This is a genomic window from Nocardioides sp. DN36, from assembly GCF_055380375.1.
Genome location: NZ_AP043823.1, coordinates 3,873,854 through 3,891,442 on the forward strand (window position 1 = coordinate 3,873,854; position 17,589 = coordinate 3,891,442).

A 17,589-nucleotide genomic window follows, 5' to 3' on the forward strand; every position below is an offset into this window, starting at 1 on the left:
AGGCGGCGGGGTCCTGCACCCGTTCTCCAGATCATCGGCAGGGATCCGTCAAGGACCGCGATCCGGATCCGGCCACGGTGGAGCCATGGACACGACCCCCCTCTCCCACACCTCACCCGTCACCTCGTCGACCCCGGTCGACGTCCCCTACTCGTGGCCGCGCGCCCTCCTGGTGAACATGGCTCCCGGCGCCGTCACCGTGCTGCTGGCCCTCACCGTCGCGCCGGCCGCCCGCAGCGTCGGGCTCCCCGCGACCCTCGGCTACACCGTGGCGATCGGGGTCGTCACCCTCCTCGAGATCGGCTACCTGCGCCGCTACGCCCTCCGGCACACGGGGATCGCGTCCATCCGGGGGGCGGTGAGCCTCGACCGCAGGCTTCCGGCGCGTCGGGTGCTGGCCTGGACGATCGGCTTCGTCGCCCTGACCGTCGTCCTGGCCGGCGTGCTGGCCCCGGTCTCCGGTGCGATCGACGCCGCGTTCGGCTGGCTTCCCAGCGACCTGTCACCGACCCTGCACCCTCGTGACGTGACGGCCTACGGCACCCTCGCGGTGGTCGTCGCCCTGGTGGCCAACTGGATCCTCGACGCAGTCGTGAACCCCGTGGTCGAGGAGCTCTACTGGAAGGGCCACCTGATGACCCGGCTGCCGGTCCGGGCCGGGGTCCAGCCCGTGCTCCTCGGCTGCCTGTTCGCCACCGAGCACCTGTGGGAGCCGGCCGAATTCCTGCTCGTCCTCCTGGTCCAGGTCGCCGTCTCGGTGCATGCGTGGCGGACCCGCAGCCTCGAGGTGGCCATCGCCACGCACGTGGTCGTGAACACGATCGTGAGCCTCATGACCGCCGTCGCGGTGTTCTCCTGAGGGCGGCGGGGGCGGCTGCGGCCCCCGGAGTTCGTGCACAACTGGGGACAACCCTGTGGAGAACTACATCGATGTAGTTCTCCACAGGTGATTCCACAGTTGTGCACAACGTGCCGCAACGATGGCGCTGCTCGCAGGCGGTGTCACGAGCGCATACCCAGAAGTGGGTACGCCGGGGGCTGCCGGGGTCCGGCGCCGGCCGGAAGGCGCGGCTCCCCTGTGGACAGAGGGGCGGTTGATCCCCAGGTGCCTGTGGATGAACCGTATCGAGGGCCCGGTGTCCACAGGTCGCGGGGTGACGCCGGTGGTTGTCCACAGGCGCCCGGACCGGTCAGGTCAGGGCGGCGGTGCGCAATAGGACGGCGACCACGAGGGCGGCCGCGATCACACCGAGGCCGCACGACTGCCACAGGGTGCGGTGCGCTCGCGGTGCGTAGACGAGGACGAGCGCGATGAGGGTGCCCCCGATGAAGCCGCCGAGGTGACCCTGCCAGGAGATGAAGCCACGGCCGACCACGGTGAAGAGGAAGTTGATGCCGATCCAGGCCAGGATCGGCTGCACGTTGCCGCCTACCTTGAAGGCGATCACGAGCAGCGCGCCCATCAGGCCGAAGATCGCCCCGGAGGCGCCGAGCGTGGAGCCGTCGACGGGCGCCACCCAGTAGACCAGCGTGGAGCCGGCCAGGGCGGAGAGCAGGTAGAGCGCCAGGAACCGGACCCGGCCGACCGCGAGCTCCAGCTGCGGCCCGAGGAACCACAGGGCCAGCATGTTGAAGCCGATGTGCCAGATCTCGACGTGGGTGAAGGCGCTGGTGAACAGCTGCCACCAGGCACCGTCGCTGACCCCGGGGACCCAGTCACCCTGGCCGGTCGACGAGCAGGCGGTCTCGCTGCCGATGCTGGGGAAGTACAGGTCCGGCCGCTGGGAGGAGACGCAGCGCCCGGTGGGCAGCAGCATCAGCTTGTTGAGCAGCGCGCTGGCCGAGCCACCGGTGGCCATCACCAGCAGCCACACCGCCGCGTTGATCCCGATCAGCACCATCGAGGTGATGCCGGCGTTGCCGGGCCGCAGCCCGCCGTACGCCGTCCGTCCGCTGCGGGTGTTCCTGGCCCCCTCCGCCACGCACTGGGGGCACTGGAAGCCCACGGCGGCGTCGCGCATGCAGTCCGGGCAGATCGGCCGGTCGCAGCGCTGGCAACGGATGTAGGACTCCCGGCCGGGGTGCCGGTAGCACGTCGGCACCCCGGTCGCGGGAGTCTGCGGCTCGCTCAGGAGCGCACGACCTCGACGTGCTCGATGACGACCGGCTCGAGCGGGCGGTCACCGGGGCCGGTGGCGGTCGTGGCGATCGCGTCGACGACGTCGCGCGAGGCCTGGTCGGCCACCTCGCCGAAGATCGTGTGCTTGAAGTTCAGCCAGGTGGTCGCACCGACGGTGATGAAGAACTGCGAGCCGTTGGTGCCCGGGCCGGCGTTGGCCATCGCGAGCAGGTAGGGCTTGTCGAAGGTGAGCTCGGGGTGCGGCTCGTCCTTGAAGGTGTAGCCGGGGCCGCCGGTGCCGGTGCCGAGCGGGCAGCCGCCCTGGATCATGAAGCCCTCGATGACGCGGTGGAAGCCCAGGCCGTCGTAGAACGGGCCGGTCCTGCCGTTGCCGGCGTCGTACGACTTGGTGCCCTCGGCCAGCCCGGTGAAGTTGGCAACCGTCTCGGGAGCGTGGTCGGGGAACAGGTTGACGGTGATGTCACCCCTGTTGGTCTTCAGAATGGCCTGCTGGTCAGCCATGACTGCCTCTCGCGTGGAATGGGTACGACGTGACCGTCGATGCTGTCTGTGCCCGATCCTCGCACGCGCGACAAGACACCCCGCAACACGGCCAGCAGCACGGTGGGCAGGACGACCGGGCGCTGGTTGGGTCGGGTCAGACATGATCGAATGGAAGTCACACGACGAGAAGGAAGTGTCACGCCCATGGGCCTGCGCAAGAAGAAGTCGCTGATCGATCAAGCCTCCGAGTACGTCGACACGGTCCGGCCGCAGCTCGAGTCGGCCGCCGAGACCGCCAAGGCCGCTGCCCTGGACGCCAAGGAGCGCGCGCTGCCGCTGCTCGCCGAGGCGCGTGAGAAGGCCGCCCCGGCGCTGGCCGACGCCCGCGCCAAGGCCGCGCCGTACGTGGCCGACGCCAGGGAGAAGGCCGCGCCCGCGCTGGCCGACGCCCGCGCCAAGGCGGCTCCCTACGTGGCGGACGCCCGCGAGAAGGCCGCCCCCTACCTCGCCGACGCCCGTGACAAGGCCGCCCCCGTGCTGGCCGACGCCCGTGCGAAGGCCGCCCCGGTGGTCGCGGCGGGTGCGGCGATCGCCACCGAGAAGGTCGCCCAGGGCGCCAGCTACGCCGCCGAGAAGGCCGCCGAGGGCCGCGACCTGGCCGCCGCCAAGGCCGCCGAGCTCAACCCGGAGAAGAAGAAGGGGAGCAAGCTCAAGAAGATCGTGCTCATCGGCGGTATCGCCGCCGTGCTCGGCTTCGTGGCCAAGAAGCTCCAGGGCGGCGGGGCCAGCGACAACTGGCAGTCGTCCTACGTGCCCACGCCGGCGCCGGCTCCCTCGCCGCCCGCCGCCCCCGCGACCCCGGCCGCCCCGATGTCGGGTGCCGAGGAGGGCGAGGACGACAACGCGGGCTCCTCGCCGGACGAGGCGCTGGCCGACCAGGCAGAGTCGCCGCACCCGGTCACCACGCCGGACAACCCCGCCGAGGTCGTCGACCTCGACGAGGACGACAAGGCCTGAGCGCCCCGCACCGTCAGCTGCCGGACCGGCCGGAGGAGAGATCCTCCGGCCGGTTCTGCTCCACCCAGGTGTCGATCCGCTCCCACCACGCGTAGAGCCAGTCGATCCGGGCCTCCCGGCCCTCGGGGATCTCGGCCCGCGGCACCTGCCACCAGCGCATGATCAGCTGCTTGTCCATGGGCAGCTCGCGCCACAGGTCACCCACGGTCCGCAGGTGGTCCAGCCCGGTGTGGGCGACCAGGACCACGTCGGCGTCCGGTGCGGCGTCGAGCGCTGCGAGGAAGCCGCCGGGTCGCGGCGCGAGCACGTTGGTCATCTCCTCGGCCCGCCGCGCCATCCGCTCGAGGCCGAGCCGGCGCAGCCGGTCGATGCCCCGCTGGCGCCGCTCAGGGGTGAAGTTGCCCCCCTCGGGGAAGATCACGAACGCGTCGTTCTCGTCCAGCCCCGACGCCAGGGCCGCGATGTGCGACTCGAGGTCCTCCCCGGCGGCCGGGTTCGGGGAGATGAAGCGCGCCGGGATCCGGCTGAGCAGCACGTCGATCGCCGGGTCCCAGGCCAGGGTGTCCTTGAGGACGACCCGCGGCTCGCGCGAGTACCAGTGCATGAGCGCGTAGATGAGCGTGAACGAGTCGCCCGGCCCGGCGTGCCGGCAGCACACCAGGATCGGGATGCCCGGGTGCGCGTCCGGCGCGGGGCCGTCGGTGACGATCCGCAGCCGCAGCACCCGACGCGCCTCCCGGAAGAACACCCACATGACGCCCTGCACCAGGTCGTAGTGGATGCCCTCGAAGTACGGCGTCCTGATCCGCCGGCCGAACCCGGAGGCGAGCCACAGCCCGAGCATCACCACGAGCAGCAGCGCCTCGCAGGTGAGGTAGAGGATGAACACCCACAGCAGCCGCAGTGCCCGCCAGCGCCCGGGCAGCACCGGGGAGAGGGCCGCGGCCACGATCAGCCACAGCGGCAGCGTGAACCACACCAGCGCGGTGACCAGCACGACGAGCGGCGCCAGGACGACCCGCCGCAGCAGCCGGATCACGGGTGCCCCGCGGTGGGCAGGTGCTCCTCGAGGTAGGCCACGCAGGCCTCGTAGGTCTCGTCGATGCGCGCTTCCACGCTGCTGAAGTCGCGGCTGCCGAGCAGCGAGTCGTCCCGGCTGGACGTGCCCCGCGCCGGCAGCACGTGCGCCTCCACGTCCTCGGGCAGCTCGGCCATCTCGCGCACGAACCGGTGCCGGCGGGCGATCTCGAACGACACCCGCGCGACCTCCCAGGGTCGCCGCGGCACGCTCAGCGGTCGGTCCACGCGGCCGACCTGGAGCACGAAGATCCGGGTCGCCCCCAGCTGGACCGCCCGGCCGACGGGGATCGAGTTGACGATGCCGCCGTCGAGGAAGTGCTCGTCGCCCACCCTGGCCGGCGGCAGCAGGCCGGGCACGGCGGCGCTGGCGACGACCGCGTCGACCACGGGCCCGGAGTCGAACCAGTGCTCCGCCGACCGCTCGATGCAGGCCGCGCACACCTGGAAGCGGACCGGGAGGTCCTCGAACGTCAGGTCGCCGAGCTCCTCGGCGAGTCTCTTCTTCAGCGGCTTCGCGGAGTAGATGTGGGTGCCGGTGGAGACCGCACGGCGGACGGTGCGCAGCGCCCGGTCGCCGTACACCTCCTGGCCGGAGCGGCTCGCGCCCCGCCAGAGCTCGGTGAGCCGTTCGATGACCTCGAGGGAGGGGTCGCGGGCGACCATCGCGCCGTTGAGCGCACCCACGCTGGTGCCGAGCACGAGGTCGGGGGTGACGCCGCGCTCGAACAGGGCCCTGAGCATGCCGACCTCGACCGCGCCGAGCACGCCACCGCCGCCCAGCACGAACGCGGTCGTCACGCGCCTAGACCCGCTCTGCGGGTGAGACCAGCTCGGGGTGCTCGGCGCGCACCCGCTGGGTGGCGCGGTGCTCGGCCCAGAAGCTGGCGATCGGGATGGTGCCGCACAGCAGGGTGACGACCGTGAACGGCAGCTCCCAGCGCGCCTTGCGGGAGAGCCAGAAGGCCGTGACCAGGAAGATCATGTAGAGCCAGCCGTGGGCGATACCGAGGTACGTCGTGATCCACTCGCCGAGGCGCTGGAGGTCGGAGCCGTCGGTGGTGAGGTACTTCAGCGGGACGCCGATCAGGATCAGGACGATCAGCAGCACGCCGACCACGGTCGCCATGACGCGGTAGCGGGTCAGGGGGCCACGGAGGTTGTCGGTGCCGGTCACGGCTCCGAAGGTACCGGGTCGTCCTGTGGCTCCGGCTCGGTGGCGGCCTCCCGGCGCACGTCCTGTGTCCAGCGCCACCACACGAACACCACGAACGCCCCGAAGAACACCCACTCGATCGCGTAGAGCAGGTTGCGCAGCGCGGTGAACCGGCCGGCGTCGGGGAGCTGCGCGAGGTCGGCGGCCGCGAGCCCGGCGGTGCCGTCGTTGAGGGCGTTCGCACCGACCGGCCAGGCGCCCGGTGCCGCCTTGTCGGCGACCACGGCGTACGCGCCGTAGAGGTCCTGGTCGACGTGCTGGATCACGTCCGCGGTGCGCAGCTGCGGCAGCACGTCGTCGCTCGGGTCGTCGTCGACCTCGCCGGTGCCCTCGGTCGGCTGGAGCCAGCCGACCATCTCGGCGCTGCCCGTCGGGGCCTTCGGCGCGTCGTGCCAGTCGCCCACCCAGCCGCGGACGACGGGGATGGCCGGGTCGCCCGCGCCGGTGATCGCCAGCGGTGTCACCACCCAGTAGCCGTCCCGGCCGTCCTGCTCGCGTCCGGACACGTAGACGGTCCCCTCGGGCACCCACTGCCCGTCCAGGATGACCGGCTGGCCCACCTTGGTCCCGGGGAACGGGTCGTCGGGGCCGATCACCGACTCCAGCGGGACCGGGTCCTCGAGGGTCAGGTCGGTGGCCTCCGCGGCCCGCCGCGCCTGCCAGGCGTCGTACTGCCACACGCCGAGCCCGACGGCCGCGGCGGTGAGCACCAGCGCCAGCAGGTGCGCGCCCCAGTAGCGCGGGGCGAGCAGGGTGGGCACGGCCTCCAGCGTACGTCGCAGCGGCCCCGGAACCGGCCTCGGGGCAGGTGACCCCGCTCCCACATACTGGTCAGACCACTTGACCACTCGGATCACCCGTCCTAGCGTCCCCGGCATGCCGTTGCAGCCCGTGAACCGCCGGTCCGTGCCCGACGAGGTCTTCGACCAGGTGCTCTCCGAGGTCGTGGACGGGGGGCTCGAGGCCGGCGAGGCGCTCCCGAGCGAGCGCCGGCTCGCCGAGGTGCTCGGGGTGTCCCGACCCGCGGTGCGCGAGGCACTGCAGCGGATGGCCCAGACCCGACTGCTCGAGGTCCGGCACGGCGGGGCCACCACGGTGCGCGACTTCCGCCGGTACGCCGGCCTCGACCTGCTGCCCCGGCTGCTGGTGCGTGGCGGCGCCCTCGACGCGGCGGTCGCCCGCAGCATCCTCGAGGCGCGGCTGGTCGTCGGACCGGGCGTGGCCGCCCTGGCCGCCGAGCGTGGGGGACCGGCCCTGACCGCCGCCCTCACCGGGACCGTCGACGCGCTCGCCGCGACGGACGACGACGTCGAGCGGCAGGTCCACGCGCTGGCCTACTGGGACGTGGTCGTGGACGCGGCGGACTCGCTGACGTTCCGACTCATGTTCAACAGCCTGCGCGCGGCGTACGAGCCCGCGCTCGAGGCGCTCGCCCCCGCGATGGCCGAGGAGGTGGGCCAGGTCGGGGTCTACCGGGTGCTGACCGCCGCCATCGGCGAGGGGGACCCCGACACCGCCCGCGCCGCCGCCGAGCGCGTGCTGCGCCCGGCCACCACCAGCCTGCTCGCCGCCCTGCAGCAGCTCGAGGAGAAGCGATGACCAAGCCCGACCCCGAGGTCGAGCAGCTCGCCGCCCAGCGGCTGGCCGCCGACGAGGCCCGACTGGACCGGATGACCGGGGCCGGCCCGGCGCGGCGACGCCAGTCGCTGCCGATGATCGCGGCCTGGCGGGAGTTCTGGCGGCACCCGAGCCCCTGGCTGATCTCGGCCTTCCTCCTCGGCTCGGTCGTCGCACGGGTGGCCGTCGGCGGTGGTTCCTGGTGGGAGCTGCTGGTCCCCGCCGCCCTCGTCGCTCTCTTCCCGGTGATCGAGTGGTGCATCCACGTCGCGATCCTGCACTGGCGGCCTCGCTCGCTCGGGCCGGTCACCGTCGACTCCCTCCTGGCGCGGGAGCACCGCGCCCACCACGCCGACCCCCGGGACCTGCCGCTGGTGTTCATCCCGTGGCGGGCGCTGGTCTGGCTGCTGCCGGCGTACGTCGCCGTCGCGCTGCTGGCGATGCCGACGACCCCGAGCGCGCTGTCGCTGCTCGTCTCGGTCCACGCCATCAAGATCGGCTACGAGTGGACCCACTACCTCGTGCACAGCGACTACCGGCCCCGGTCGGCGTGGTTCCGCTCGGTGTGGCGCAACCACCGCCTCCACCACTACAAGAACGAGCACTACTGGTTCACGGTGACCACCGCGGGGACCGCCGACCGCCTGTTCGGCACCTACCCGGATCCGGCAGCGGTGCAGACCTCCCCGACGGTCCGGCGGTTGCACGCGACGGAGGCCGAGCGGGACGGCACGATCGCCTCGTGACCGTCCACCACCTCAACTGCGCCACCATGCGGCCCGCCGGCGCGTTCGGCGGGCGGATCTCGGCCGAGCGGATGGTCGCCCACTGCCTGCTGGTCGAGCGCCCCGGCGGCCTGCTGCTCGTCGACACCGGCTTCGGGACCGCGGACATCGCCGACCCGCGCCGTCTCGGGCGACCGTTCCGGGCGGTCGTGCGGCCGGTGCTCGACCCGGCGGAGACGGCCCGGGCGCAGGTCCTGGCCCGCGGCCACCGGGTCGAGGACGTCACCGACATCGTGCTCACCCACCTCGACCTCGACCACGCCGGCGGGATCGGCGACTTCCCGCAGGCGCGGGTCCACGTGCTCGGCGACGAGCTCGACGCCGCGTTGCACCCGCAGCTGCGGGAGCGGGCGCGCTACGTCGCCGCGCAGTGGGCACACGGGCCGCGCTGGGAGCGCCACCGGGTCGCGGGGGAGGAGTGGTTCGGCCTCGGCGCCGTGACCGCGCTCGACGACGACCTCCTCCTGGTCCCCCTGCGCGGCCACACCCGCGGCCACTGCGGCGTCGCCGTCCGCCGTCCCGACGGCCACTGGCTGCTGCACGCGGGCGACTCCTACTTCCACCCCGGGGACCTGGGCTCGCCGGTCACGACCCCGCCCGGCCTGCGCGTGTTCCAGCGCCTGATGGCGACCGACGACCTGCAGCGCCGGCACAACCAGGAGCGGCTCCGCGAGCTCCGTGCGGCGCACGCCGGCGAGGTCACCGTGTTCAGCGCCCACGACGCCACCGAGCTCGCCGCCCTCACCGCGGGCTGACGGTCACAGCCCGGTCGGCTCCGGGATCGGGGTGACCTCGTTGCACACCGCGAAGGGCAGCGTCTCGGTCAGCGCCAGCCCGGCCGCCAGCGGCGGCCGCGGCACGTCGTACCCGATCCGTCCGGTGGCCGGGTCCCCGACGCCGCGGGTGAAGCCGTCCCCGAAGGACGGGTCGCCACCGGGCCAGTCGTCGCCGAGGTGGAGCCGGTCGAAGAGGTCCGCCCGGTCCGTGCCCAGCCGCACCGTCGCGAGGTGGTCGCCGAAGCCGACCGCGACGGCGTCCAGCTGGTCGAGGTCGGTCACGTCGTGGTGCGCGAGCACCGCGTCCTGGTCGTCGGCCGACGCGTCCGCACCCAGGGCGTCGGCGAGGGGCACGCAGCCTCGACGGACGTAGGTCGCCTCGGCCGGGTCCCCGACGAGCGGCACCACCGCCGGGTCGGTCGCCCAGCTGTCCGCGCCGTCAGTGGCCACGCCCGAGACGACCAGGTGCGACCCCCGCAGCACCTGCGCCCCCGCGAGCGGTCCGACCCCGGCCTCGACGGCCCCGGCGACGGCACCCATGTCCAGGTCGGGGCGGAAGGCGAGCACGAAGCCGTTGCCGTCGGGGCCGGTGAAGTGGGCCTCCCAGTCGACGTCGTCCTCGGTGAAGCCGTGGTCGAGCATCAGCTCCGAGGTGTCGTCGCGCAGCATCCCCTCGGTCAGCAGCGGGGCCTCGCTCGACGCCCGCTCCCAGAACTCCGAGCGGTCCGTCATCAGGTCCGCGCTGGTCAGGTCCGGCACCCCGAGCTGGCGGCGCACCCCGTCGAGATCGGTGACGGTCAGCGTCGTGGCAGTCGCCGGGACCAGCGGCAGCACCGCCTCCGCGGGCTCCTCGCGTGCGTCGTACGACGGGGTCCCGGCCAGACGCGCAGGCGGAGCCGGCGCGTCGGCCTGCGGTGGCGGGACGTCGTCGCACCCGGAACCGAGGAGGACGAGCAGCAGCGTCGGGAGGAGGGAGCGGGTCAGCGGTGCTGGACCCACAGGTTCTCCTCGACGTACGTAGCCCGGTCGGCGTCACGGTCGACCTCGAGCAGGCCGAGCGCGTCCGGGACGACGTACTGCCCGCTCACGGGGAAGGCCATCTCGGCCCACGACTCCCACTCGGCCACCGTGCCGCTGATGACCATCGACCTGGCGGCCGGACCGAGCACCGTGGCGCCCATCCGCTGGTGGGTGCGGATCCACGGGTCGATCGACAGGCCGTCCTCGCGCACCCAGGTGGCGTACTCCGCCATCGGCGTGAGCGGGTAGCGGTGCTTCCACGTCGGGCGCAGGGGCGCCACCACGTGTGTGATGCCGTGCTCCTCGGCGCGCGCCACGAGCGCCGTGAGCACCTGCTGGGCCAGTCCCTGCTTGTCGAAGGCGGGTGCGACCGCCGCGGCCATGAAGCTCAGGGCGTTGGGCGCGCGTCCGGCCTCGTGGTCCTCGACGGAGCGCGCGAGCGCCCCGTCGTACCCGTCCGGCAGGTCCTCGACGTCACCGGTCCACGCGAACGGGACACCCCACCCGCCGGCGGCCACCTTCCCCTCGTCGAGCAGCAGGATGTCGAAGTGCCGGAAGTACTCACCCACCCGGGCGAGGTACTTCGGGGCCGCCTCCCCGTGGAAGATGAACTCCGGCCACCGCTCCCGGAACGCCTCGCGGACCTCGGACTCCAGGTCCGATCGATCGGCGCTCGTCACCACCTGCACAGCACGTACCTCCCCTGACCTCGATGCCGGGGACGAGGCTACTGGCGGAGGACGGCTCAGCGCTCCTCGTGGGCCATCGTGTCGATGGCGACCGTGGCGGCCAGGAGCACCACCGGGTCCTGGCCCGGCTCGATCTCCACGCCGTAGGTGTCGGCGACGCGGAACCACCGCTTCGAGACCGACGCAACGACCCGGTCGCCCTCGGTGAAGGTGTACTCGTGGTCCATCAGGTTGCCCTTCACCTCGAGGTCAGGCCCGCCGTTCACGTCCACGACCCACCGGTCCCGCAGCGGGGTGACCAGTGCCTTCTTGACCATCGCCAACCGGTTCCCGTCGGCGTCCTCGACCTCCATGGAGTCCCGCAGCCGGGCCACCCGCTCCTGGATCTTCGCCAGCGCGTGCCCGTGCGCGTCCTCGAGCACGAGGGTCTTGCGGAGCCGGAGCGCCTTCCCGTCGACCTTGTAGGCGCGCTCCCCGTCGGCGTTCTCGATCCAGTAGTCGTCACCGATCGAGAGCATCCGCTGGCGCATCCGGTAGGTCACCCCGCCCGGATCGCCGCCTCGCTCGTCACGCCGGTCCTCGCGGCGCTCGTGTCGTCGTCCCAGCGGCATCGCCGCCACCTCCCTCTCGGCACAGGCGGCAAGCGTCACGCGACCGGCGCGCGCCCGCATCCCTCAGGAGGGATGAGTCGTCGGCTCAGCGACCGGTGGAGCCGGGAGGAACCCGTGGGGTTCCGGCGGGAGAACGGGTGGAGCCTAGGGGACTCGAACCCCTAACCCCCTGCTTGCAAAGCAGGTGCGCTACCAATTGCGCCAAGGCCCCTGGTCGGGAGTGTCAGCCGCGCTCGACGTTGTCGGTGGCCTCGGCCCACAGGGCCTGCTCGGTGCGACCCTCGTCGATCTTCTTCTTCGCGACGAAGGCGCCGGCCGCCGCCAGCAGGACCAGGACGAGCTTCTTCATGGCGACTCCTACGTCGTCGGGCGGGCCGGACGGGTCCGGCCGGTCGATCCGGGTGGTGGGCCTAACAGGACTTGAACCTGTGACCTCTTCCTTATCAGGGAAGCGCTCTAACCGTCTGAGCTATAGGCCCGGGTCTGGCCGAGGCGAAGCCTGTGCCAGGGATGGTCGACCAGCGACCGAGGGGAGACACTACCGCAGGGCGTCGCGGCCCGACAAAACGGGAGGTACGACGCCCGACGGGCTCAGCGCTCGTCCTCCGCGAGCGTGACCTCGATGCCCCCGAGCAGGGCAGCGGCCATGTTGTAGAGGAAGGCCCCGAGCGTCGCGATCGCGGTCAGCAGGACCACGTCGATCACCGCGACGAGCATGGTGAAGCCGAGCACCCGGGAGGTGCCGAGGTAGTTCTCCACGTCGAAGCTCGCGGAGTCCTGGCCGCCCACGACGTCCTGCACCGTCTGGTTGATGGAGTCCCACACGCCGGCCGCGCCGAGCACGGACCACACCATCAGCACGGACACCACGGTGACCACGCCGAAGGCGACCGAGAGCAGGAACGCCGTCTTCATCACCGACCACGGGTCGATCCGCGTCAGCCGGAGCCGGGCCCGGCGCGGCGGGCGGCCGCTCGGGGCCGCCTTCTTCGCCGCGGTGCGCGAGTCCGGGTTGGCGTTGGCCCGGTGCTCGTCGGCGGCGCTGCTCAGCTTGGCCGAGATGCGCTCGCCGAGCGGCGCCCGGACCGAGGTGTCCTCGGCGCGGCTGCGGTCACGGGTCGTGCGGGTGGAGGTGCGTTCGACGGGACGTTCCGTCATCAGTCTTCCTCACTCTCCCCTGTCGGGTCGGAGCCGGTCGTGTCGGAGCCGGGGGTCGCTGCCTCGGCCGGGTCGGAGGCAGATCCATCGATTGTTGCATCCGACTCCACGGCGGGCGATTCCTCGGCGACCTCGCCGTCCTCCTCGTCCTCGCGTGCCTCGACCGAACGGGCGACCACGGCGACCGCGTCACCGGACTTCGGCGTCACGAACTTCACGCCCATCGTCGAGCGTCCGGTGGCCCGGAACTGGTCGTTGATGGGGCTGCGCACGACCTGGCCACCCTGGGTGATGGAGAGGATCTCGTCGCCCTCCTCCACGATGAACGCGCCGACCAGGCCGCCACGCTCCTCGTTGGCCAGCGACATCGCCTTGATGCCCAGGCCGCCGCGCGACTGCAGGCGGTACTCCGAGATGCGGGTGCGCTTGGCGAAACCGCCGTCGGTGATCGTGAAGACGTACTGCTCCTTGACGTCGGGCAGCGCGCCCGGCTCCGTCGACGCACCGGCCGCCTCCGCCTTGGCCTCGGCGGCCTCCTCGGCCGCGACCTGCTCGGCCCGGATCACCGACATCGACAGCAGCGAGTCGCCCTCGCGGAACTTCATGCCCGAGACGCCCGACGTCGCGCGACCCATCGGTCGCAGCTGGCTGTCGTCGGCGGGGAACCGGATCGCCTGACCCTTGCGGGAGACCAGCAGGATGTGGTCCTCGGAGTTGACCAGCTCGGCGCCGATCAGCTCGTCGTCGTCCTCGCGGAAGTTGATCGCGATGACGCCCGCCTGGCGCGGGCTGTTGTAGTCGGCCAGGCGGGTCTTCTTGACCAGGCCGTTGCGGGTGGCCAGGACGAGGTACGGCGCCTGGTCGTAGTCGCGGATCGCCAGCACCTGCGCGATGTTCTCGTCGGGCTGGAAGCTTAGCAGCCCGGCGACGTGGCCGCCCTTCGCGTCACGCGACGCCTCGGGCAGGTTGTAGGCCTTGGTGCGGTAGACCCGGCCGGCGGTGGTGAAGAACAGCAGCCAGTGGTGGTTGGTCGTGGCGATGAAGTGCTCGACCACGTCGTCGCCGCGCAGGGTCGCGCCGCGCACGCCCTTCCCGCCACGCTTCTGGGTGCGGTACTGGTCGGCGCGGGTGCGCTTGGCGTAGCCGCCGCGAGTGATGGAGACGACGAGGTCCTCGTCGGGGATCAGGTCCTCCATCGACAGGTCGCCGTCGGCCGCGATGATCTGGCTGCGCCGGTCGTCGCCGTACTTCTCGACGATCTCGGTCAGCTCGTCGGCCACGATCTGACGCTGCCGCGCCTCGTTGGCCAGGATGTCCTGCAGGTCGGCGATGGTGCGCTCGAGCTCGGCGAGGCGGTCGATGATCGCCTGGCGCTGCAGCGCGGCCAGCCGGCGCAGCTGCAGGTCGAGGATGGCCTGGGCCTGGACCTCGTCGATGTCGAGCAGCTGCATCAGGCCCGTGCGCGCGTCCTCGACGTCGGGGGAGCGGCGGATCAGCGCGATGACCTCGTCGAGCGCGTCGAGCGCCTTGACCAGGCCGCGCTGGACGTGGGCGAGCCGCTCGGCCTCGGCGAGGCGGAAGCGGGTACGCCGCTGGATGACCTCGATTTGGTGGGCGACCCAGTTCGAGATGAACTGGTCGATGGTCAGGGTGCGCGGCACGCCGTCGACCAGGGCCAGCATGTTCGCGCTGAAGTTGGTCTGCAGCTCGGTGTGCTTGAGCAGGTTGTTCAGCACGACGCGGGCGACCGCGTCGCGACGCAGCACCACGACGAGGCGCTGACCCGTGCGGCCCGAGGAGTCGTCACGGACGTCGGAGATGCCCTGGACCTTGCCGGAGTCGGCGAGCTCGGCGATCTTCAGCGCCAGGTTGTCCGGGTTGACCATGTAGGGCAGCTCGGTGATCACCAGGCAGGTGCGGCCGCGGGAGTCCTCGTCGATCTCGATGACCGCGCGCTGCGTGACCGAGCCCCGGCCCGTGCGGTAGGCCTGCTCGATGCCCTGGCGGCCCACGATCAGCGCACCGTTGGGGAAGTCGGGACCCTTGACCCGCTCGACGAGCGCGTCCTGCAGCTCCTCGCGGGTGGCGTCCGGGTGCTCGAGCGCCCAGATGGCGCCCTCGGCGACCTCGCGCAGGTTGTGCGGCGGGATGTTGGTGGCCATGCCGACCGCGATGCCGGCCGAGCCGTTGACGAGCAGGTTGGGGTAGCGCGACGGCAGCACCGTCGGCTCCTGCGAGCGCCCGTCGTAGTTGGGCTGGAAGTCGACGGTGTCTTCCTGGATGTCGCGGACCATCTCCAGGGCCAGCGGCGCCATCCGGCACTCGGTGTACCGCATGGCGGCGGCGGAGTCGTTGCCCGGCGAGCCGAAGTTGCCCTGCCCGTGGATCAGCGGCGCCCGCATCACCCACGGCTGCGCGAGGCGGACCAGGGTGTCGTAGATCGCCGAGTCGCCGTGGGGGTGGTACTGACCCATGACATCACCGACGACGCGGGAGCACTTGGAGAAGCCGCGGTCGGGGCGGTAGCCGCCGTCGAACATCGCGTAGAGCACCCGCCGGTGCACCGGCTTGAGGCCGTCGCGCACGTCGGGCAGCGCGCGCCCGACGATGACCGCCATCGCGTAGTCGATGTAGGCCCGCTGCATCGAGGTCTGCAGCTCGATGGGCTCGATGCGGCCGCCCGGGTCCTCGGGTCCGCCGGTCCCGCCGGTGCTGTCCGTGGGGGTCTCAGTCACGTCTCAGAACTCTTCTCTGGGTCTCTCTGGGCTGCTCTACTCGAATCTAGGGATCTCGCTAGAGACCTAGATATCGAGGAATCGCACGTCCTTGGCGTTGCGCTGGATGAAGGAGCGGCGCTGCTCGACGTCCTCGCCCATCAGCACCGAGAAGATCTCGTCGGCCTGGGCGGCGTCGTCGAGGGTCACCTGGAGCATCAGCCGCTGCTGGGGGTTCATCGTGGTCTCCCACAGCTCCTCGGCGTTCATCTCGCCGAGACCCTTGTAGCGCTGGACCGGGTTCTCCTTGGGCAGCTTCTTGCCCTGCTCGAGGCCGTCGCGCATCAGCGCGTCGCGCTCGGCGTCGGAGTAGACGAACTCGTGCTCGGCCGGCTTGTTCCAGCGGAGGCGGTAGAGCGGGGGCTGGGCCATGTAGACGTGGCCGTGCTCGATCAGCGGCTTCATGAACCGGAACAGCAGCGTCAGCAGCAGCGTGTTGATGTGGTGGCCGTCGACGTCGGCGTCGGCCATCAGCACGACCTTGTGGTAGCGCAGCTTGTCGAGGCTGAACTCCTCGTGGATGCCGGTGCCGAGCGCGGAGATGATCGCCTGCACCTCCTGGTTGCCGAGGACCTTGTCGATGCGGGCCTTCTCGACGTTGAGGATCTTGCCGCGGATCGGCAGGATCGCCTGCACCCGCGGGTCGCGGCCCTGCCGGGCCGAGCCGCCTGCGGAGTCACCCTCCACGATGAAGACCTCGCACTCGGCGGGGTTGGTGGACTGGCAGTCCGACAGCTTGCCGGGCAGGCCGCCGCCACCGAGGAGGCCCTTGCGGTTGCGGGCCAGGTCGCGCGCCTTGCGGGCGGCGATCCGGGCCGACGCCGCGGCCTGCGCCTTGCGCACGATCTCGCGGCCCTCGGCGGGGTTCTTCTCGAACCAGTCGCCGAGCTGGTCGTTCATGATCCGCTGGACGAAGCCCTTGGCCTCGGTGTTGCCGAGCTTGGTCTTGGTCTGGCCCTCGAACTGGGGCTCGCCGAGCTTCACCGAGATGATCGCGGTGAGGCCCTCGCGGATGTCGTCGCCCTTGACCCGGTCCTCGGGCTTCTTCATCAGGCCCCACTCCTCGCCCCAGTTGTTGACCAGGGAGGTGAGGGCCGCGCGGAAGCCCTCCTCGTGGGTGCCGCCCTCGTGGGTGTTGATGGTGTTGGCGAAGGTGTGGACCGACTCCGAGAAGGTCGTGTTCCACTGCATGGCCACCTCGAGGCTCATGTGGTTCTCGACCGACTCCGGGGTCTCCGCCTCGAAGGCGATGACCGTGGGGTTGGCGACCTGCTTGCGTCGGTTGAGGTGCTCGACGTAGTCGACGAGGCCGCGGTCGTACTTGAAGATCCGCTCCAGGCCGCCGCCCTCACCCTTGCGGATCGCGTCGCTGCCGCCCTGGTCGACGTCGTCGGCGACGGTCTCGTCCTGGACCGCCTCGAGGACCTCCTCGGCCTGGGGGCGCTCGTCGCGCACCACGATCTCGAGGCCCTTGTTGAGGAAGGCCATCTCGCGGATGCGGTTGGTGATCGTCTCCAGGGAGTACGTCGTGGTCTCGAAGATGTCGGGGGAGGCCCAGTAGATGACCGTGGTGCCGGTGCGCTCGCCGGGCTCCATCGGGCGGACCTGCTCCAGCGGACCGTCCGGGTCACCGAGGCTGAAGCTCTGGCGCCACAGGTGGCCGCGGTTCTTCACCTCGACCGTCAGGTGCGTGGAGAGCGCGTTGACGACCGAGACGCCGACGCCGTGCAGGCCACCGGACACCTTGTAACCGCCGCCGCCGAACTTGCCGCCGGCGTGCAGCATGGTCAGCGCCATCGTCACCGCGGGCATCTCCTGCCCGGGCGCGGTGTCGGTGGGGATGCCGCGGCCGTTGTCCTCGACCCGGATGGCGCCGTCGGCCTGCAGCGTCAGCACGATCCGGTCGCAGTAGCCGGCCAGCGACTCGTCGACCGCGTTGTCCACGATCTCCCAGATCAGGTGGTGCAGGCCGCGCTCACCGGTCGAGCCGATGTACATGCCCGGACGCTTGCGGACCGCCTCGAGGCCCTCGAGCACCTGGATCGCGGAGGCGTCGTACGACGTGCCGGCGTCCGGTGCGGTGCCCCGCAGCGCGGGCGGGACCGGCGCCTCTGCCTGGTCTGGTGCTGCGGTGCCTGCCGGGGTGTCGGCAGGGGTCTCGACGGGGTTCTCGACGTGCTGTTCGTCGGTCACGCACACCTCTACAGTTTGGGGCCGCCCCACGGG

General features: G+C 71.7%; 18 protein-coding genes and 2 tRNA genes. 5 read left to right on the top strand and 15 right to left on the bottom strand.

The window, feature by feature from the left end:
* Positions 1-85 precede the first annotated feature (85 nt).
* On the top strand, positions 86-859 hold the full coding sequence (locus tag ACZ43H_RS19550) for a CPBP family glutamic-type intramembrane protease (RefSeq protein ID WP_464585708.1): 774 nt from the start codon (positions 86-88) through the stop codon (positions 857-859).
* 331 nt (positions 860-1,190) lie between these two features.
* On the opposite strand, the gene ACZ43H_RS19555 is transcribed toward ACZ43H_RS19550, so the two are convergent.
* On the bottom strand, positions 1,191-2,102 hold the full coding sequence (locus ACZ43H_RS19555) for a rhomboid family intramembrane serine protease (protein WP_464585710.1): 912 nt from the start codon (positions 2,100-2,102) through the stop codon (positions 1,191-1,193).
* Positions 2,103-2,128: 26 nt separating this feature from the next.
* Positions 2,129-2,641 carry a peptidylprolyl isomerase gene (locus tag ACZ43H_RS19560; RefSeq protein ID WP_464585711.1) on the bottom strand — a complete coding sequence of 171 codons (513 nt, stop codon included), beginning with the start codon at positions 2,639-2,641 and terminating at the stop codon, positions 2,129-2,131.
* Between the two features lie 186 nt (positions 2,642-2,827).
* Between ACZ43H_RS19560 and ACZ43H_RS19565 the strand changes: the two genes are divergently transcribed.
* Positions 2,828-3,640 (top strand): hypothetical protein, encoded by an 813-nt coding sequence (locus ACZ43H_RS19565; RefSeq protein ID WP_464585713.1) that lies wholly within the window; start codon positions 2,828-2,830, stop codon positions 3,638-3,640.
* Positions 3,641-3,653: 13 nt separating this feature from the next.
* Here the strand turns inward: ACZ43H_RS19565 and ACZ43H_RS19570 are convergent, their stop codons facing one another.
* The 4 genes from ACZ43H_RS19570 to ACZ43H_RS19585 are packed head-to-tail and all read right to left on the bottom strand — an operon-like array spanning position 3,654 to position 6,694.
* A complete protein-coding gene (locus ACZ43H_RS19570) occupies positions 3,654-4,679 on the bottom strand; it encodes a 1-acyl-sn-glycerol-3-phosphate acyltransferase (protein WP_464585714.1) in 1,026 nt (341 codons plus the stop codon).
* A complete protein-coding gene (locus tag ACZ43H_RS19575; RefSeq protein WP_464585715.1) occupies positions 4,676-5,518 on the bottom strand; it encodes a patatin-like phospholipase family protein in 843 nt (280 codons plus the stop codon). The genes ACZ43H_RS19570 and ACZ43H_RS19575 overlap by 4 nt, the downstream gene beginning before the upstream one ends.
* A 4-nt stretch (positions 5,519-5,522) precedes the next feature.
* Positions 5,523-5,894 carry a DUF3817 domain-containing protein gene (locus tag ACZ43H_RS19580; RefSeq protein WP_464585717.1) on the bottom strand — a complete coding sequence of 124 codons (372 nt, stop codon included), beginning with the start codon at positions 5,892-5,894 and terminating at the stop codon, positions 5,523-5,525.
* Entirely contained in the window at positions 5,891-6,694 is an 804-nt protein-coding gene (locus tag ACZ43H_RS19585; protein WP_464585719.1) for an SURF1 family protein, read from the bottom strand. Before ACZ43H_RS19585 ends, ACZ43H_RS19580 begins: the two co-directional genes overlap by 4 nt.
* Positions 6,695-6,809: 115 nt before the next feature.
* On the opposite strand from ACZ43H_RS19585, the gene ACZ43H_RS19590 reads away from it, so the two are divergent.
* Genes ACZ43H_RS19590 through ACZ43H_RS19600 form a run of 3 tightly spaced genes read left to right on the top strand, consistent with a single transcriptional unit; the run spans position 6,810 to position 9,090 of the window.
* Entirely contained in the window at positions 6,810-7,532 is a 723-nt protein-coding gene (locus ACZ43H_RS19590; protein WP_464585721.1) for a FadR/GntR family transcriptional regulator, read from the top strand.
* Positions 7,529-8,296, top strand: a complete 768-nt coding sequence (locus ACZ43H_RS19595; RefSeq protein ID WP_464585723.1) for a sterol desaturase family protein — start codon at positions 7,529-7,531, stop codon at positions 8,294-8,296. The genes ACZ43H_RS19590 and ACZ43H_RS19595 overlap by 4 nt, the downstream gene beginning before the upstream one ends.
* On the top strand, positions 8,293-9,090 hold the full coding sequence (locus ACZ43H_RS19600; protein ID WP_464585724.1) for an MBL fold metallo-hydrolase: 798 nt from the start codon (positions 8,293-8,295) through the stop codon (positions 9,088-9,090). The genes ACZ43H_RS19595 and ACZ43H_RS19600 overlap by 4 nt, the downstream gene beginning before the upstream one ends.
* Before the next feature lie 3 nt (positions 9,091-9,093).
* On the opposite strand, the gene ACZ43H_RS19605 is transcribed toward ACZ43H_RS19600, so the two are convergent.
* From ACZ43H_RS19605 to gyrB, 9 genes are all read right to left on the bottom strand, one after another.
* Positions 9,094-10,110 carry a hypothetical protein gene (locus ACZ43H_RS19605; protein WP_464585726.1) on the bottom strand — a complete coding sequence of 339 codons (1,017 nt, stop codon included), beginning with the start codon at positions 10,108-10,110 and terminating at the stop codon, positions 9,094-9,096.
* The gene (locus ACZ43H_RS19610) at positions 10,092-10,820 is read right to left on the bottom strand and encodes a hypothetical protein (RefSeq protein ID WP_464585728.1); all 729 of its coding nucleotides are present in this window, start codon (positions 10,818-10,820) and stop codon (positions 10,092-10,094) included. The genes ACZ43H_RS19605 and ACZ43H_RS19610 overlap by 19 nt, the downstream gene beginning before the upstream one ends.
* 56 nt (positions 10,821-10,876) lie before the next feature.
* Positions 10,877-11,431 carry an LURP-one-related/scramblase family protein gene (locus ACZ43H_RS19615; RefSeq protein ID WP_464585730.1) on the bottom strand — a complete coding sequence of 185 codons (555 nt, stop codon included), beginning with the start codon at positions 11,429-11,431 and terminating at the stop codon, positions 10,877-10,879.
* Between the two features lie 138 nt (positions 11,432-11,569).
* Positions 11,570-11,642: transfer RNA gene (locus tag ACZ43H_RS19620), tRNA-Ala, on the bottom strand.
* A gap of 12 nt (positions 11,643-11,654) precedes the next feature.
* The gene (locus ACZ43H_RS19625; RefSeq protein WP_464585732.1) at positions 11,655-11,780 is read right to left on the bottom strand and encodes a DLW-39 family protein; all 126 of its coding nucleotides are present in this window, start codon (positions 11,778-11,780) and stop codon (positions 11,655-11,657) included.
* Positions 11,781-11,833: 53 nt separating this feature from the next.
* Positions 11,834-11,910 (bottom strand) — tRNA-Ile (locus ACZ43H_RS19630).
* Between the two features lie 112 nt (positions 11,911-12,022).
* Positions 12,023-12,589 (bottom strand): DUF3566 domain-containing protein, encoded by a 567-nt coding sequence (locus tag ACZ43H_RS19635; RefSeq protein WP_464585734.1) that lies wholly within the window; start codon positions 12,587-12,589, stop codon positions 12,023-12,025.
* Positions 12,589-15,234, bottom strand: a complete 2,646-nt coding sequence (gyrA, locus tag ACZ43H_RS19640; protein ID WP_464590874.1) for a DNA gyrase subunit A — start codon at positions 15,232-15,234, stop codon at positions 12,589-12,591. The genes ACZ43H_RS19635 and gyrA overlap by 1 nt, the downstream gene beginning before the upstream one ends.
* A 156-nt stretch (positions 15,235-15,390) precedes the next feature.
* On the bottom strand, positions 15,391-17,556 hold the full coding sequence (gene gyrB, locus ACZ43H_RS19645) for a DNA topoisomerase (ATP-hydrolyzing) subunit B (RefSeq protein WP_464585735.1): 2,166 nt from the start codon (positions 17,554-17,556) through the stop codon (positions 15,391-15,393).
* Positions 17,557-17,589: the final 33 nt, after the last annotated feature.